The 16,999-nt window shown below is 31.6% G+C and carries 15 protein-coding genes and 1 riboswitch; of the genes, 13 read left to right on the top strand and 2 right to left on the bottom strand.

Annotated elements, in window-relative coordinates; all coding sequences use genetic code 11:
- Positions 1-46: 46 nt before the first annotated feature.
- The 6 genes from KPL51_RS13190 (at position 47) to glpK (ending at position 8,903) form a co-directional block, all read left to right on the top strand.
- The gene (locus tag KPL51_RS13190; RefSeq protein WP_216162247.1) at positions 47-658 is read left to right on the top strand and encodes a 50S ribosomal protein L25; all 612 of its coding nucleotides are present in this window, start codon (positions 47-49) and stop codon (positions 656-658) included.
- A gap of 561 nt (positions 659-1,219) precedes the next feature.
- Positions 1,220-2,707 (top strand): MBOAT family O-acyltransferase, encoded by a 1,488-nt coding sequence (locus KPL51_RS13185; RefSeq protein WP_216162244.1) that lies wholly within the window; start codon positions 1,220-1,222, stop codon positions 2,705-2,707.
- A 13-nt stretch (positions 2,708-2,720) separates the two neighbouring features.
- Positions 2,721-3,776 carry a hypothetical protein gene (locus KPL51_RS13180; protein WP_216162241.1) on the top strand — a complete coding sequence of 352 codons (1,056 nt, stop codon included), beginning with the start codon at positions 2,721-2,723 and terminating at the stop codon, positions 3,774-3,776.
- A gap of 164 nt (positions 3,777-3,940) precedes the next feature.
- The gene (locus KPL51_RS13175) at positions 3,941-5,380 is read left to right on the top strand and encodes an MDR family MFS transporter (RefSeq protein ID WP_216162238.1); all 1,440 of its coding nucleotides are present in this window, start codon (positions 3,941-3,943) and stop codon (positions 5,378-5,380) included.
- Positions 5,381-6,117: 737 nt separating this feature from the next.
- Positions 6,118-7,185 (top strand): GerMN domain-containing protein, encoded by a 1,068-nt coding sequence (locus KPL51_RS13170; RefSeq protein WP_216162235.1) that lies wholly within the window; start codon positions 6,118-6,120, stop codon positions 7,183-7,185.
- A gap of 227 nt (positions 7,186-7,412) precedes the next feature.
- The gene (gene glpK / locus KPL51_RS13165; protein WP_216162232.1) at positions 7,413-8,903 is read left to right on the top strand and encodes a glycerol kinase GlpK; all 1,491 of its coding nucleotides are present in this window, start codon (positions 7,413-7,415) and stop codon (positions 8,901-8,903) included.
- Here the strand turns inward: glpK and KPL51_RS13160 are convergent.
- Together KPL51_RS13160 and KPL51_RS13155 are read right to left on the bottom strand one after the other, a co-directional pair.
- Positions 8,875-9,105 carry a hypothetical protein gene (locus KPL51_RS13160; RefSeq protein WP_224854074.1) on the bottom strand — a complete coding sequence of 77 codons (231 nt, stop codon included), beginning with the start codon at positions 9,103-9,105 and terminating at the stop codon, positions 8,875-8,877. The two genes, glpK and KPL51_RS13160, sit on opposite strands and share 29 nt — an antisense overlap.
- Positions 9,106-9,225: 120 nt before the next feature.
- Entirely contained in the window at positions 9,226-9,651 is a 426-nt protein-coding gene (locus tag KPL51_RS13155; RefSeq protein WP_224854077.1) for a hypothetical protein, read from the bottom strand.
- A gap of 211 nt (positions 9,652-9,862) precedes the next feature.
- A riboswitch (TPP riboswitch) is annotated at positions 9,863-9,974 on the top strand.
- Positions 9,975-10,106: 132 nt separating this feature from the next.
- Between KPL51_RS13155 and thiW the strand changes: the two genes are divergently transcribed.
- From thiW to KPL51_RS13120, 7 genes are all read left to right on the top strand, one after another.
- Positions 10,107-10,502 carry an energy coupling factor transporter S component ThiW gene (gene thiW / locus KPL51_RS13150; protein ID WP_216162229.1) on the top strand — a complete coding sequence of 132 codons (396 nt, stop codon included), beginning with the start codon at positions 10,107-10,109 and terminating at the stop codon, positions 10,500-10,502.
- A gap of 28 nt (positions 10,503-10,530) precedes the next feature.
- Positions 10,531-11,355: a bifunctional hydroxymethylpyrimidine kinase/phosphomethylpyrimidine kinase gene (gene thiD, locus KPL51_RS13145; protein WP_216162224.1), complete on the top strand. Its 825-nt coding sequence runs from the start codon at positions 10,531-10,533 to the stop codon at positions 11,353-11,355.
- Positions 11,348-12,562, top strand: a complete 1,215-nt coding sequence (gene cytX / locus KPL51_RS13140) for a putative hydroxymethylpyrimidine transporter CytX (RefSeq protein ID WP_216162221.1) — start codon at positions 11,348-11,350, stop codon at positions 12,560-12,562. Before thiD ends, cytX begins: the two co-directional genes overlap by 8 nt.
- The gene (gene thiM, locus KPL51_RS13135; protein WP_216162218.1) at positions 12,541-13,377 is read left to right on the top strand and encodes a hydroxyethylthiazole kinase; all 837 of its coding nucleotides are present in this window, start codon (positions 12,541-12,543) and stop codon (positions 13,375-13,377) included. The genes cytX and thiM overlap by 22 nt, the downstream gene beginning before the upstream one ends.
- Positions 13,367-13,993, top strand: coding sequence for a thiamine phosphate synthase (gene thiE, locus KPL51_RS13130; protein WP_216162215.1), 627 nt, complete (start codon positions 13,367-13,369; stop codon positions 13,991-13,993). The genes thiM and thiE overlap by 11 nt, the downstream gene beginning before the upstream one ends.
- A gap of 260 nt (positions 13,994-14,253) precedes the next feature.
- A complete protein-coding gene (locus tag KPL51_RS13125; RefSeq protein WP_216162212.1) occupies positions 14,254-15,471 on the top strand; it encodes a 6-phosphofructokinase in 1,218 nt (405 codons plus the stop codon).
- Positions 15,472-15,584: 113 nt separating this feature from the next.
- Positions 15,585-16,958 (top strand): C40 family peptidase, encoded by a 1,374-nt coding sequence (locus KPL51_RS13120; protein ID WP_216162209.1) that lies wholly within the window; start codon positions 15,585-15,587, stop codon positions 16,956-16,958.
- Positions 16,959-16,999 lie beyond the last annotated feature (41 nt).

The following is a 16,999-nucleotide window of genomic DNA, read 5'->3' as shown; positions in this document are numbered from 1 at the left end:
TTATAAGCCAAAGAATGGCTTTATAAGCCAAGAGGAGTGTATTATTATGGAAAAAGTTATTTTAAATGCATTTGAAAGAGTTCCAGGAAAGAAAAAATTTAACGAAGAAGGTTTTATTGCAGGTATAATTTATGGCGATGTTGAAGAACCAATATCTGTAAAGTTTGAATTAGTACCTCTAAAAAAGATTCTTGGAAAACATGGTTCTAATGCGAAAGTATGGGTTAAATACGGAGAAGACAAGAAATTTGGATTTGTAAAAGAAATTCAAAGACATCCTGTATCAGCAAAAATTAACCATATAGACATACAAATTGTTTCTACAGATCATGAAATAAAATTACAATTACCTATTATTTTTAAGGGTGAAGAGAATGTTTTAGACAATCTACTTCAATTGCAAGTTCATAAATCTGAAATAGATGTTTTTGGAAACATGGCTTTAATGCCTGATTCAGTAAGTGTTGATATATCAGATAAAAAACTTGGAGATACAGTTACACTAAAAGATTTTGATTTAGATGAAAAAATAAAAGTCACTGATGAAGAAGATCAAATATACGCAGCTATAATTCCAATTAAAGAAGTAGTTGAAGAAGAGGAAGAAGCAGTTGTTGAAGAACCTATTGTTGCTACTGAACCTGTAGTTGAGGCTTAATTAGATTATTTTATCTAATATCATATAGCATATACAACATAAAGCTTATAAGAGTGTTGATGAGAACTGTGTTTTCATCAACACTCTTATTTTTGCGCTCTCTTGTAAATTAATCAATGAAACAAGTTGCTACAACTACGAAAGAACAAGAGGCAGGAATTAAAAATGTATCAAAAACTGTAGAATAATTAGAAGAACGGGTAATTGTATTAGATAAAATAGCAGGCAAATTTACAGTATAAAAAAATCAGTCAAAGGTTATGTTCATAATTCATTATCATATGTGACATGAAATTGTCACATATAAAGTTTATTATAATAATATAGGAACCCCCTATAAGCCCCTTGTAAAATAGATGTTAAAGGTTAGCACTGGCTTAAAGTTAGTGTTATTTTTTTAGCTTAAAATAATTTAATTATATTTAAATTTTAATTTTACTTAATAATTGTAAGCATAATATACTTGTAGTTATAATACATTTATTGCTATAATAGTGAAGTTAATATAATTTGTAGGATTATGTCTATAAACATCACTAACAAAAGAAAGAAGGTAAATGGATGCAGTTTACATCAATAACTTTTTTAATATTTTTTCTAGCTATCGCTACTATATATTTTGCAATTCCAAATAAATTTCGATGGCTCTGGTTGTTAATATGTAGTTATTGCTTTTATATGAGTGTGAACCCTAAATATGCAATATTTATAGTAATATCTACTATTATTACGTATTTAAGTGGATTATTAATAGAAAATGCAAATAAGCTAAGTAATGAAAAAAAATCAAGGCAACTTAAGAAATTCTGGGTTTTTGCCTGTCTTTCTAGTAATTTAGGCATTTTACTTTTATTTAAATATTATAACTTTTTTAACACCAGTTTAACACGAGTACTAAATATATTTAGTATATCATTTCATATGCCATATTTTAGATATTTATTACCCTTAGGAATATCCTTCTATACTCTTCAAGCCATAAGTTATCTTGTAGATGTTTATAGAAAAGATGTTGAAGCAGAGAAAAACATTGGAAAATTTGCACTGTTTTTATCATTCTTTCCTACCGTGGTATCTGGACCTATTGAAAAATCCAAGAATATGATACATCAGTTTGATGAAAAACATACTTTTGATTATGATAGAGTTAAAAATGGTCTTTTGTTGATGTTATGGGGTGCTTTTGTAAAACTAGTAGTAGCAGATAGATTAGCAGTACTTGTTAATACTGTTTATAGTAACCCTAACGATTATAAAGGGTTAGCCACAGTAATAGCCACTGTATTTTTCACTTTTCAAATTTACTGTGATTTCATGTCCTATTCAGATATAGCAAGAGGGGCAGCTCAGATTTTAGGCTTTAAAGTAACTAATAATTTTAAACAACCTTACTTGTCCAAATCAATAAAACAATTTTGGAGTCGTTGGCACATTTCACTTACTAGTTGGTTTAAGGATTATTTATATTTTCCACTAGGTGGGAACAGGCGTGGCAAATTAAGAACTTATTATAATATTATGATTGTATTTTTAGTAAGTGGTTTATGGCACGGAGCTACCACAAATTTTATTATATGGGGCGGGCTTCATGGATTTTATCAAATTTCAGCCTATCTTCTTAAACCGATAAAAGAAAAGGCAATAAGAACTTTTAAAATTAAAACAGAAGTATTTAGCTGCAAATTAGGTCAAATGATAATTACATTTATGCTTGTTAATTTTGCATGGATATTTTTTAGAGCTACTTCATTTTTAGGTGCTATAACAATAATTAAAAACTCTTTTTATTTTAACCCTTGGATGCTTACAAATGGTTCTATATTTAAATTAGGATTAGATTTAAAGGACTTTTTAATTGTAATTATTGGTTTAGTTTTAATTATAATAGTAGATATTATGCAAAGAAGAATAAGTTTAAGAGATCAACTATCGAGACAAAATATAATGTTTAGATGGGTTATATACTTAGTTGTAGTTCTAGTTATCTTAGTCTTTGGAATGTATGGACCAGGATATAGTATGCAACAGTTTATATATTCACAATTTTAGGAGGACACTTTCCATGGTTAAAAAAGCTTTTTTAAAAGGGTGTAGTTTTGCTATTACATTGCTAGTAATTATTATGGCTCTTAATTCCATTTTTATCATAAAATCAAACCATCGTGAGAAGTTATTACAGGGCATATATGGTAATACAGAAGACCAATTGGATGTTGTATTATTAGGGTCTAGCCATATGAATAGTGGAATAAGTCCTAATATATTATGGAATCAATATGGCATAACCAGCTTTAATTATGCTACTGGCGGTCAACCAATAGATGTGACCTATTATATACTGAAGGATGTTATAAAATATCATAAAAATCCAATTGTTGTAGTAGATCTATATTATTTAGGCTTAACTGACGAGTATGGGGCTGAGGGATATGTAAGAAATGTTTTGGATAACGTAAAGTTTTCATTTAATAAACTAGATGCTATTATTAACTGCACACCCAGAAACCAATGGCTTAACTATATATTTCCAATTTTCAAATATCATGACCGTTGGAAGGAGTTAACAAAAAATGATTTTGAGTTTGATCCAACAAATGCTTATTATGAAAAAGGATTTGATGCTGGAATTGTTGAGTATGGAAAAGAAAACACTTCAGATACGTTAGCGACAGGAACGGTGGACCTTTTACCAAAGCCTGAAGAATATCTGAATAAAATTATTGCCCTATCCAAAAAAGAAGGTTTCAAATTAATTTTCACCTCTACTCCTCATGATTATAATAGTACGGCTACATCAGATCATTGGGAGACAGAACCTGCTAAGATGTTTAATAAGGTAGCAGAAATTTCAAAAAATAATAACATCCCCTTCATTAACTATAACAAAATGACAGATGAACTTGGGTTTGATTTTAAAACAGACATGTTTAATACAGGTCATCTAAATATTTCTGGTTCTAGAAAAGTAAGTTCCAGTTTAGGAGGATTTTTAAAAGAAAACTATACCATAACTGATCATCGTACTGATACAGAATTTAAAAAATGGGAATCTGATTACCAGAGATATTTAAAAGCACAACAAACACTTATTGATAATGAAGAAAATAAATCTAAATAATACATTTTATACGCAAAAAAAGTATATATAGTAATATATACTTTTTTTCTTTTTATTTACAGTGCAAATTTTATGGATTAATGATAAAATAGTATTTGTCGTTAATTTTTTGCAGGCATTAAATAGAAATGATAATCATTACATTAAAGGAAGGGACACAAAGGATGGAATCGAAAAAAACAAGTATAGTCATTGCATTAATGGTATCAATGTTTCTTGCAGCTGTAGAGGGAACAGTTATAACTACCGCCATACCCACTATAGTTAAAGAATTAAATGGATTTCAGCTAATAAGTTGGGTTTTTGCAGCTTATTTATTGACATCGGCTATTTCAACACCGATATATGGAAAATTATCTGATTTATATGGAAGAAAAAATATTCTTTCTATTGGAATAATAATTTTTTTGATAGGGAGTTGTCTTTGTGGAATATCGCAAAGTATGTACCAGCTTATAGCTTTCCGTGCAGTTCAAGGACTGGGAGCAGGAGCAATATTCACAGTTACCTATACGATAATAGGTGATATTTTTACATTGGAGGAAAGACCAAAGATTCAAGGATGGTTAAGCACAGTATGGGGAATAGCGAGTTTAACTGGACCTTTTTTAGGCGGATTTTTAATAGAAAATCTTTCATGGAATTGGATCTTCTTTATAAATGTACCTTTTGGGATAATATCCATAGTGCTTTTACAAAAGAATCTAATTGAAACTTTTGAAAGAAAGAAACATAGCATAGATTATGTAGGGAGTTTGTTATTTTCACTTGCAATTATAACTTTTTTACTAGGAATTTTATCTGGTGGAAGAAATAATATTTTAATAGCTTTAATGGTTACAATTGTAATATTAATCCTATTTTATTTTGTGGAAAAAAGTGCAGAGGAGCCTATTATACCTTTTGAGATTTTTACAAAAGCTAGCACTATAGTAAATGGTATAACCTTTTTAGCAGCAGGAATCTTAATAGGAGTGGAGGTTTACTTACCTATATATATGCAAAACATTTTAGGATTTGGTGCTACAGTTTCCGGAGTGTCTATGGCACCGATGTCTATGGCATGGCTTCTATCTTCATTTATTTTGTCAAAAGCCATTCCTAAATATGGGGAGAGAATAGTAATTGGGATATCCACTCTCATTTTGCTTATTAGTTGTGGATTTCTATCAACTTTGAGCATTGAATCCCCACTAATATCGGTTATAGCTTATGGGTTTATTATGGGATTAGGTTTTGGTGGAGCTTTTACTACATTAACAATAGTAATACAGGAATCTGTGGGACATAGCAAAAGGGGAGCAGCTACAGCTGCGAATTCTCTGTTGCGTACACTAGGACAAACTATAGGTGTAAGCATTTTTGGAAGTATATTAAATACCAATATAGTTAAATATTTTAATGATTTAGGAATAAAGGGTATACAACCAGACAATTTGTATTCTCAGTCAACTTTAAGTAGTGGAGTGAGTCTCCATCAGATAAAGTTATCTGTAAATTCAGGTCTTCATGAGGTGTTTATGGCATTTATCATAATTGCTTTAGCATCCCTTGCACTTTCTTTCATATTTAATGCAAATTTAAAAAACAGTATCTTAGAATAATAAAGCCTCCTCAAAAGGGGGTGATTTTTTTTGACCATTTCCCCATATAGATGTTATAACAAGTCTTGTTGTGGCAGCTGTAAATATATGAAACCTAATAATTGTCAGAATAATTCACTAACTATTCATAATGTTAATTAGTAATAGCTATTGACAAATTTCAAGAAGGCTTGTATACTAAAGTTACACAAAGAAGAAAGCTTTCCATTCAGAGTGTGTATCAAAATATTAAAAAACAATAAAATAATCTTAAAAAAGAAAGGGTGTGGCCCAAAAATTAATAATATTAAAAAAACTTTTATTTTAAATGAAAGCGGGGTGGTTACACCAAGTATAAGAAACTAAATTGGTTTGTATATTGAGAAGAATTGCATCAAATATTGTATCAAAATTGCTGAATCAGCGGAAGTAAGAAAAAATTAAAAGTTACCCGTACCAATTAAACCTTAAGAGTTTAAAAACAACAATATTAAAAACAATATTATTTATGAGCGGGAAATTGTTAGGAGAAAGTTATTGAAAGAAGATTTTATTAGGAAATAGAAGCTAACCCCATCGGGATTAATATATGGGTAATTAGCTTCTATTTTTTTGTGCTCTTTTTTTGGTGTATGTTGTGAAATAGAGAAAGTTAAGGCTAAACTTATATGGTAAAAAATTTGTTTTAAAAGTGATATTGGAATAAAAGTTTAGAAGATGTATAATAATATTAAAATAAGCCTAAAGGAGGAAAGAAAATGAAGAAGCTTGTGCTAATTACTAGCTTGATCCTTTCACTTGTATTACTAAGCAGTTGCTCAGACAAGAAGGCTGTGGTTCCTGTGCCTAGTGAAGTGAAAACAGTTCCAATTGTAACTCAGGTGGCACCTACCATTAAGGATTATTTTTCTTTTAGTGAAAACTCTGAATATGTGTATGAGGGTAAGGGAAATGAATATGCATCTTATAATGTTTTTGTAGATTATTTAACTGGAAATCGCGTTCAACTAAGATCTAATAATGGTGGTACAGAAACTGTTAAGGTGTTAGAGAATAAAGATGGAAAGTTGACAATGCTTTTAGCTAAATCTGAATGTTATTATAGAGAAAATTTAACCCAAAACCCTAGCAATAATGAAGAAATCTTATTGAAAGAACCATTAATAAAAGGAACCACTTGGACACTCTATGACAATAGAAAACGATATATATCAAATGTGGATGTAGAAGTTACAACACCTTTGGGCAAATATAAAACACTTGAGGTTACTACAGAGAATAAAGAAGGTAAGAATTTAGACTATTATGCACCAAATGTTGGGTTAGTTAAAACAGCATTTGTTATAAAAGATGCTGATGAGATTACTTCTGTTTTAAGCAAAGTAGAAAAAGAGAGTCCATTAACTCAAAAAGTAAAATTTTATTATCCTAATGCAATTGATGAAAAACTATATTTTGTAAATAAGGAACTTTCTTTTAAAACAAACGATATAACAAAGATTATTTTTGAAAAGGCTTTTAAAGATTTACCTAAAGGGGACTTTGGAAAAGTACTTGGCCCTAATGTTAAAATAAAAAGTCTTTATTTAAATAAGGATAATACGGTTTATGTGGATTTCACAAAGGAATTGGTTAGTGAAATGAATGCAGGCTCCGGATATGAAGGCATGATTCTGCAGTGTATTACAAATACTCTTGGCGCGTATTATGGTGTAGATAAAGTATACATTACTATAGAAGGCATGCCTTACTCTTCAGGACATATTATGATGAAAAAAGGTGAGTACTTTACTGCAAATTATAAAAATAGTGTGGAATTAAAATAAAACGGACTATGATAGTGAATAAATGAGCTTGTTTTATTTAGTCAAAGGAAACCATTTACATTGCAAAAGGTTTAATAATCAGTTATACTTAATTCAGTAATAAATAATAAAAGGCAAAGAATATGAGCCGCGTTATTATAAAGTGTTATGCTTTATTTTGATGGGCTTTTTTTATGTATTAAATTGTAAACGGTTCAATAGGACTAATTAAAAAGGAGTTTTTCACAATGGCTAAATATATAATGGCACTAGATCAAGGGACAACAAGTTCAAGATGTATTCTATTCGATAAAAAGGGGCTTATTGTAACCTCTGCACAAAAGGAATTTACTCAGATTTTTCCGAAAGCAGCTTGGGTAGAACATGATCCAATGGAGATATGGTCAAGCCAAATTAGTGTTGCAACGGAAGCGATGGCTAAAGTTAATGCTACGGCATCTGATATAGCAGCAATAGGAATTACAAATCAAAGAGAAACAACTGTGGTTTGGGATAAAAGAACCGGAGTTCCAGTATATAATGCAATTGTTTGGCAATGTAGAAGAACTGCTGAAACTTGTGATGAATTAACAGAAATAGGCTTTGATAAAGTAATTAGAGCTAAAACGGGACTTATTTTAGATGCTTATTTTTCTGGAACAAAGATAAAATGGATATTAGATAATGTAGAAGGTGCTAGGGAAGAGGCAGAAGCAGGCAACTTATTGTTTGGTAACGTAGATACATGGTTAATTTGGAATTTAACAAAAGCAAAAACATATGTAACTGACTATTCGAATGCTTCAAGAACAATGCTATTCAACATTCATGAATTAAAATGGGATGAAGAAATTTTAGAAACATTGAACATACCAAAATCTATGCTTCCAGAAGTTAAACCTTCAAGTTGTGTTTATGGGCACACAGATGCGACCCTATTTGGAGGAGAAATCCCAATTGCTGGAGCGGCTGGAGACCAACAAGCAGCATTGTTTGGACAAACTTGCTATGCGCCAGGAACGGCTAAGAACACATATGGTACAGGATGTTTCATGCTTATGAATACAGGAGACAAGGCGATAGAATCCACACAAGGGTTACTTACTACAATTGCTTGGGGAATAGATGGAAAAGTAGAGTATGCACTTGAAGGTAGTGTATTTATAGCAGGAGCTGCCATACAATGGTTAAGAGATGAGCTTAGAATGATTGATAATGCTGCTGATTGTGAAGAATATGCAAAAGCAGTAGAAGATACAAATGGAGTATATGTGGTTCCGGCTTTTGTTGGACTTGGAGCTCCTTATTGGGATCCTTATGCAAGAGGAACAATAGTAGGTCTTACAAGAGGAGCAAAAAAAGAACACTTGATAAGAGCCACTTTAGAAGCGCTTGCTTACCAAACTCATGATGTGTTAAAAGCAATGCAAGAGGATTCTGGGATTAGACTTACAGAACTTAAAGTAGATGGAGGAGCTTGCATGAATAATTTCTTAATGCAGTTTCAATCTGATATTTTAAATGTTCGGGTAGATAGACCCGTAGTTACTGAAACTACAGCACTTGGCGCAGCTTATCTTGCAGGGCTAGCAGTTGGATATTGGAAGAGCTGCGATGAAGTAGCAGAGCATTGGGCAATATCAAGGAGTTTTACACCTAGTATGACAGAGGAACATAGAAAAGAATTACTTCATGGATGGCATATAGCTGTTAAGAGGTCAGGTATAAAACTTGAATAGAGGGGAATAAAAAATACCCACAAGAATTGTCGTAAGTTTTGACATTCTTGCGGGTATAAGAACCTTTTCCTTTTTTGATCTTTTGAATTCCTGTGCCCCTTCCAATTTCACTGGAATTAAATTTTCTTCTGTTTAAATTCAGTTTGTTCATATCAATTGTGAAGGACATACCTTTAACTAATTGTTTTTTTGACTTTTTCATTTAAATCACCCTTTCATTTTGTGTTTACTCTATAATATGATAGATGGTACCCAAAAAGCAATAGTTTTTTTGTAATGTAAGCATAAAATTAAGGCAGAATTATCTCTGCCTTAATTTTATTTATTTATTATTGCCTTTATTTGCTACTGACTCAGCATTTAATTTTTTTGTTTCTTCTAAAGTTTTACTATTAGAGCTACTACTTAGATTATCCATGTTAGCCGTACTATTCATGCCATAGTTGGAAACATTACTATTACCTGAATTGGAAGCTGATTGATTATTCAATTTCTTTGTTTCTTCCAAAGTATTACTATTAGTGCTACTACTTAGATTATCCATGTTAGCTGCACTATTCATACCATAGTTGGAAACATTACTATTACCTGAATTGGAAGCTGATTGATTATTTAATTGTTTTGTCTCTTCTAAACTAGTAGCATTACTAGAACTACTAGTCATACCGGAGTTTGAAACACCGCTATTTCCTTTATTTGCTACTGATTGAGAGTTTAATTTTTTTGTTTCTTCTAAATTATTGTTCATAAACATTCTCCCTTCAAATATATTATTTACACTGTATGTATTCAGTGCCATTTATAGCTTAACCATAATGTTATATAATATAGATGGTAATATTAGGTCATCTGTTAAATCCTAATTTTATTATGATAGCATTTAAGAGTATAATCTAAGATTAATTATTTGTTTATAATAATTTGTTGTGTTATTATTAGTAGATGAAATAAAAATGAATAACCAAACACAGGGGAGTTGGATAAGCCAACTGAGAACAAGAACTGTAATTCTTTGACCCTAATAACCTGAACTGGATAATGCCAGCGTAGGAAGTTGTTTAATGGTGTATTATATATGTATATATTTTATATAGCATGGTAATTTAAACACAAATCCTAGAGATTTGTGTTTTTTTTGTTTAACATCTAAAAAAACTACACTACAGAGTGGATATTATCAGTTTATTCTTTTTTAATTTTATTATGAGAGGACAAACGATAAATGTTTTAGCTGCTGTGCTTTTAGGCCCTGGATATGCTGTGGCTATAGCCTTCTGTATATCACTACTTAGAAACATATTAGGTACAGGTTCTTTTTTGGCCTTCCCAGGAAGCATGATTGGAGCACTTTTAGCTGGAATCTTGTATAAGAAAACCAAATATAATCTGCTGGCAGTAGCTGGAGAAATATTTGGGACAGGAATTTTAGGGGGGATATTAGCATTTCCAATAGCTAACTTTATAATGGGTAAAAAAGTTGGCGCACTATTCTTTGCAACTCCATTTTTAATAAGTACGCTTGGAGGAAGTCTAATCACATTTTTTATTGTTAAAGTTTTAGATTTAAAAAAATTAATTAATATAAATAAAGAAGCTTAAAATAGATAAGAATTAGGAGGAAATACATATGAAAAAAGTTTTAACAATAGCGGGTTCTGACAGTTGTGGAGGCGCAGGCATACAAGCAGATTTGAAAAGCTTTAGCGCCAATGGAGTTTATGGGATGAGTGTTATTACAGCGATAACTGCGCAGAATACCATGGGAGTTTTTGCAGTACAAGATTTGGAGGTGGAAATTATAAAGGCGCAAATTGATGCTATATTTACAGACATAGTTGTAGATGCAGTTAAAATTGGTATGGTGTCTGTGATTTCAACTATTGATGCCATAAGTGAGAAGTTAGAACAATACAAGCCGAAAAACATAGTACTTGATCCTGTAATGATCTCTAAAAGTGGTTATTCACTGTTAAAGCCAGAGTCAAAAACTGCCTTGATTAAAAAACTAATTCCATTAGCATCACTTATTACACCTAATGTTCCGGAGGCCGAAGAAATTCTACGTGAAGTGGGCTCAGACATTACTAGCATTGAAACAGTAGAAGATATGGAAACTGCTGTAAAAGAAATGTACAAGCTGGGCTGTAAAAGTGTGCTCTTAAAGGGAGGACATATGCAGGGAGATGCTATAGATGTATTTTATGACGGAATAGAAATTATACATTTTAAATCTGAAAGAATAAATACGAAAAATACTCATGGAACGGGATGTACACTATCATCTGCCATAGCCGCAAATTTGGCACGGGGTTTTAGTATGAAGGATGCAATAAAAAATTCGAAAGAGTACATAACAATTGCTATAAAGCATTCCTTAGATATAGGGCAAGGCGTAGGTCCTACCAATCATTTCTATGAATTATATAAAAAAGCAGGAATAGCGAATGATTAATGAAAATGAAAAATTAGGCTTTTGGACCTTCTTATTTTTATGGTTTGGAGCTGCGGTTTCTGCTGCTGAAATATTGACAGGAGGATTAATTGCACCCTTAGGCTTCAAAATAGGGATAATAGTAATTTTAATTGGACATTTAATTGGAACCGGAATATTGATACTAGGAGGCATTATAGGTACTAGGGAAAAGGTGCCAGCAATGACTTCAACCAATATTTCTTTTGGAGTATATAGTACATATTTATTTTCACTTTTAAATATACTTCAACTGCTTGGGTGGACTGCAATTATGATAAAGGTAGCAGCGAATTCTGTAAACTTGATTTCCCAAAGTCTATGGAAATTCGATAATGTTTCAGTTTTTATATTGCTTATTGGAGTACTTACCATGTTGTGGCTTTACTTTGGAAATGCGGGTATGAAAAAATTAAATATCACAGCTGTAACTTTACTTTTTATACTTACATTAGTACTTGGAACTATTATTTTTAAGGATAAGACATTATTACTAAAAGCAAGTAGTAAGGGAGTTTCATTTGGGGGAGCATTAGAACTTAGTGTAATTATGCCTCTTTCTTGGCTACCACTAATTGCAGATTATACTAGATTTGCAAAAAGTGAAAAGGGAGGAGCTTATGGAATTTTTATAGGTTACTTTTTAGGAAGTTCATGGATGTTTATTATTGGCCTCGGGGCTGCAATAGTTTCAAATAATTCAGATCCTTCAGCAATGATGCTTGCTGTAAATTTGGGATTTGCAGCTCTTGGAATAGTTGTGTTATCAACAGTAACCACAACATTTTTAGACGTGTATTCAGCAGGAGTTTCATTCTTAAACATTATGCCAAAACTTAGTGAAAAAAAGGTTGGTATTGTTATGACTATTCTTGGAACACTAGCTGCTATAATTTTTCCAATGGGAAATTACGAGAGTTTTTTATATGCAATAGGCTCATTATTTGCACCATTATTTGCAATTTTAATTACTGATTATTTTATAATAAAGAAAAATACAAAAGTGCAATCTAGTGTTCTTATAAACTTTGGAGCAATCCTTGTATGGATTATGGGAATAGTAATTTACTATAGCTTTATAAAACTTGATTTGATACTTGGAGCTACAGTACCAGTTATGATAATTACAGGATTTATATACGCAATAAGTTGGAGGGTGACGTGTAAATGGAAATTAATAAAAAAATAATAAAATTATTAAACAATGTAAAAGAAAAAGGCCCCTTGGTTCATCATATAACAAATTATGTTACAGTTAATGATTGTGCTAATATTACTCTTGCTATAGGTGGGTCACCAGTTATGGCAGATGACATTAATGAAGTCAGTGACATGGTATCTCTCTCATCGGCACTTGTTATAAATATAGGAACTTTAAACACTACAAGTATACAGTCCATGCTTCTGGCAGGAAAAACAGCTAATAAATTTAATATCCCTGTTATTCTAGATCCTGTTGGGGCAGGTGCTACGACTTATAGAACTAATACAGCTAAAAAGATCATAAGTGAAGTGAAACTCTCCGTTATCAGAGGAAACTTATCAGAAATAAAAACACTATATGGTATAGAAGCTAAAACAAAAGGTGTAGATGCCTGCGTAAGTGCTTCCGTAGATGGTAATGAATTTACTCAGGTAAAAGAAATGGCAAAGGCACTTGCAACTAAATTTAATACAGTGGTAGCTATAACTGGTGCGGTGGACATAATAACAGATGGAGAAAATCTTTACACCGCATCAAATGGGCATAAGATAATGGCTAAGGTTACAGGTACAGGATGTATGTGTACATCACTTATTGGTTGTTGTTTAGGTGCAGGAGATAACAATCTTCTAGCAGCATTGTCAGGAGTTGTTTCTATGGGGATTGCAGGAGAAATAGCCTATGAAGGCTTAGATAAAAATAGGGGTGGCACAGGAACACTAAAAGTAAAAATTATAGATGCTATTTATAATTTGACAGAAACTGAAATAATGAAAAGGAGCAAAATAAATGAGAAGTAATATAGATTACAGCCTATACCTTGTTACAGATAGAGATGTACTAGTGGATACAGATATATATACTGATGTTGAGGAGGCAATAAAAGGTGGGGTTACCTTAGTGCAGATTAGAGAAAAAAACATGGGTACTCTAGAATTTTATAATTTTGCACTAAAATTAAAGATAATTACTGATAAATATAAAGTTCCAATGATAATTAACGATAGACTTGATATTGCCCAGGCAATAGGTGCAGCAGGGGTTCACCTGGGGCAAAGGGATATGCCAGCAGATATAGCAAGACGCATATTAGGCGATAATAAAATAATAGGTGTTTCTACTGAAACATTAAAACAAGCACAAAAGGCAGAGAGGCAAGGAGCAGATTATGTAGGGGTGGGAGCTATGTTCCATACAACTACTAAAGATGATGCTAGTGCAGTGACAATAAACTGTTTGAAAGAAATAAAAGAAGGTATTTCTATCCCTGTAGTTGCTATTGGTGGAATTAGCGAAAAGAATGTATCACTATTAAGGCCAGCTAATATTGATGGTATAGCAGTAATCTCGGCTATTCTTGGTAAAAAATCAGTAAAAATAGCAGCAGAAAAACTAGGCATTTTAATTAAATTATAGAATGAATATTTAGAAAATTTAAAAAACTACTTGTAATTTATGGTAAAACAAATTATAATCTATTTAGAATTAAATTTAATAATTAGTGATTTATTTATAAGCAATTTAAACACATTAATGTGAGTTAGCCCAGTATGATTAATAATCAAATTGGGCTTTTTTTATAAAGTTTTATGAAGTAATAAAATAGAGAGTAGATACAACAATATTATAGCAAACTTAATTCAAAGGAATCATAAAATTATAAGGAGTGTGAAAATATGATAATTGAAGGTAAAGTTTTAATTGCACAAGGTGGGGGACCAACTGCTGTTATTAATCAATCTCTAGTGGGTGCGGTGCTAGAAGCAAGAAAATTTTCACAAGTAACAAAAGTATATGGTGCTATAAATGGAGTTAATGGAATAGTTAATGAAAATTTCCATGATTTAAGCCGTGAGACAACTCATAATCTAGAGCAGGTCGCTATGACTCCATCCTCAGCACTTTTATCTACAAGGGACAAGCCGGATGAAGAATATTGTAAGGAAATATTTAGAGTGCTAAAAGCTCATGAAATAAGATATTTCTTTTATATTGGTGGAAATGATTCATCAGATGCAGTTAGAATAGTACATCAGCAAGCTAAAATTGCAAATTACGAACTTCGCGCAATTCATATACCTAAAACTATAGACAATGATCTTATGATTAATGACCATACTCCTGGATATGGATCTGCAGCTAAATATATAACAAATGCATTTATTGGAATCAATCTTGATAACAGAGCCTTACCAGGGGTATATATAGGGGTAGTGATGGGACGTAATGCAGGGTTCTTAGCAGGAGCAGCAGCACTTGCTAAAAAATACGAAGATGATGGCCCACATTTAATATATGTGCCTGAAAGAGTTTTTAAAATAGATCAATTTTTAGTTGATGTAAAAAATGTTTATGATAAATATGGAAGATGTGTAATAGCTGTTTCAGAAGGTATTGTAGATGAAAAAGGTAAACCAATTATTTCAAGTCTTATGGAAAAAGTAGAAAAAGATGAACATGGAAATATACAATTATCAGGATCAGGAGCATTAGGTGACCTTTTAGGTAACTACATTAAACATAATCTAAATATTAAAAGAGTTAGAACGGATACCTTCGGCTATTCTCAAAGATGTTTTATGGGCTGTGTGTCGGATGTAGATAGAAATGAGGCCAGAGAAGTAGGAGAAAAAGCGGCGCAGTTTGCACTTTGGGATAATGTTGATGGTTCAATCACTATTCATAGAACAGGTCATTATTCAGTAGATTATAGACTTACTGAGTTAGAACTTGTAGCAGGCAAGACAAAGGTAATGCCAGATAATTTTATAAATAGTGCATGCAATAATGTAACTGAAGCCTTCTTAAATTATGCTAGGCCGCTACTCGGTTCCGACATGCATTATGCACATAGACTTAGAGCATCTAAAGTAGAAAAAATTCTGAACAAATAGGGATTGAAAATCAGAAGGTTTAATAATAATAATAATAATAATAATAATAATAATAATAATAATAATAATAATAATAATAGGGATATATTTTAACGAGGGGAATGATATTTATAATGATTAATAAAGGTATTTTATCCTCAAAGCAATTATGGAACCAAAACTCAGATAAGTTCACTCTTTCAAATATTCCAGAATTAAAGGAAGAAATGCTTTTCTCGAAAAACTGGATAAGACTAAGTGGGATGAATGATGTTATTATGGATGCTCAGCATATTGAAGCATATAATAAAAAAAGCACAAAAGATGTAACGTCTATTGTGGATTTAGAAAATTACAGTGAATCACTTAGTAAAGAAAAATTAATTGATAAGCTAAATACCATTAGTTGTTTACCAAAATATGAAAGGTACCATGAAGACGGGAAATTAGTAAGTGTAGAATATTATAATAAGTTAATACAAAATTGTAATGTCCACGGATTAATGGACAAAAATCATATTGAATATGGAATAACTTTTAGAAAGACGGTGATGAGGACATTTCCAACCTATGATACAGTATTTACAATTGGAGATAATTATGAATTTGATAGATTTCAAGAGACAGCTGTTTATCCTGTTGAACCACTTGTAATCCTTCATAAAAGTGTGGACAATAAATGGTATTTGGCACAGATGTACAACTACTTAGCTTGGATACCTGAAAAAGATGTGGCAATCTGTAATAAACAAGAACTTTTTGATTATCTTAAAACTCAAGATTTTATAGTAACAATAGGAAAAAGGGTGTTCACGAATTATAATCCATTAAATGAACAATTATCAGAAGTAAAATTAGATATGGGTATTAGAATACCACTTGCCAATGTTAATGAAATAGAAGAAGATATTTTTGGCCAAAATCCAACGGGTAACTATGTGGTTAAACTTCCAACAAAAAATAATAGTGGTGAGGTTGAATTTAAGCTAGCTTTAATTGCTAGGAATGAGGAGGTTTCAATAGGATACTTACCCTATACCAGAGAGAATATTTTAGTTAATGCTTTTAAATTCTTAGGTGAAAGATATGGATGGGGTGGAATGTTCAATGCCAGAGATTGCGCAAGTCTTATAATGGATGTCTTTAGAACTATGGGTATTAATATTCCTAGAAATGCAGGCGAGCAGGGCGAACTTGCAGTTGGTAATTTCTATGAAATGCCAGAACTTATGGTTATAGAAAATAGAGAAAAATTACTGGATAAATTGAAACCTGGAACACCGGTTTATATGAGTGGACACGCAATGATTTATTTAGGCAGGTTAAATGGACAACATTACATTATACATGATTTTTCTGGTTTTTATAAACCTCAGGAAGATGGAACCACAAAATATTATAAAGTAAGGGAGGTAATGGTTTCTCCTTTAAATATTGAATTGTCAGAGGATGGTAAAACATATATTGAAGGATTATACGGAGCTAGGGATTTTGTTCTTGTGGAATAGGAAGTTTAAACAGATTAAAATAAATAACAAGTCAAAATACT

It is taken from the genome of Clostridium bowmanii (genome assembly GCF_018861315.1).
Classification (GTDB): domain Bacteria; phylum Bacillota; class Clostridia; order Clostridiales; family Clostridiaceae; genus Clostridium_AD; species Clostridium_AD bowmanii.
This window is presented reverse-complemented; position numbering and strand designations above follow the sequence as displayed.

Bases quoted from the DNA above. Each gene is read 5' to 3' on its own strand.
- KPL51_RS13190 (WP_216162247.1), top strand. From the start codon at position 47: ATGGAAAAAGTTATTTTAAATGCATTTGAAAGAGTTCCAGGAAAGAAA.
- KPL51_RS13185 (WP_216162244.1), top strand. From the start codon at position 1,220: ATGCAGTTTACATCAATAACTTTTTTAATATTTTTTCTAGCTATCGCT.
- KPL51_RS13180 (WP_216162241.1), top strand. From the start codon at position 2,721: ATGGTTAAAAAAGCTTTTTTAAAAGGGTGTAGTTTTGCTATTACATTG.
- KPL51_RS13175 (WP_216162238.1), top strand. From the start codon at position 3,941: ATGGAATCGAAAAAAACAAGTATAGTCATTGCATTAATGGTATCAATG.
- KPL51_RS13170 (WP_216162235.1), top strand. From the start codon at position 6,118: ATGAAGAAGCTTGTGCTAATTACTAGCTTGATCCTTTCACTTGTATTA.
- glpK (WP_216162232.1), top strand. From the start codon at position 7,413: ATGGCTAAATATATAATGGCACTAGATCAAGGGACAACAAGTTCAAGA.
- KPL51_RS13160 (WP_224854074.1), bottom strand. From the start codon at position 9,105: ATGAAAAAGTCAAAAAAACAATTAGTTAAAGGTATGTCCTTCACAATT.
- KPL51_RS13155 (WP_224854077.1), bottom strand. From the start codon at position 9,651: ATGAACAATAATTTAGAAGAAACAAAAAAATTAAACTCTCAATCAGTA.
- thiW (WP_216162229.1), top strand. From the start codon at position 10,107: ATGAGAGGACAAACGATAAATGTTTTAGCTGCTGTGCTTTTAGGCCCT.
- thiD (WP_216162224.1), top strand. From the start codon at position 10,531: ATGAAAAAAGTTTTAACAATAGCGGGTTCTGACAGTTGTGGAGGCGCA.
- cytX (WP_216162221.1), top strand. From the start codon at position 11,348: ATGATTAATGAAAATGAAAAATTAGGCTTTTGGACCTTCTTATTTTTA.
- thiM (WP_216162218.1), top strand. From the start codon at position 12,541: ATGGAAATTAATAAAAAAATAATAAAATTATTAAACAATGTAAAAGAA.
- thiE (WP_216162215.1), top strand. From the start codon at position 13,367: ATGAGAAGTAATATAGATTACAGCCTATACCTTGTTACAGATAGAGAT.
- KPL51_RS13125 (WP_216162212.1), top strand. From the start codon at position 14,254: ATGATAATTGAAGGTAAAGTTTTAATTGCACAAGGTGGGGGACCAACT.
- KPL51_RS13120 (WP_216162209.1), top strand. From the start codon at position 15,585: ATGATTAATAAAGGTATTTTATCCTCAAAGCAATTATGGAACCAAAAC.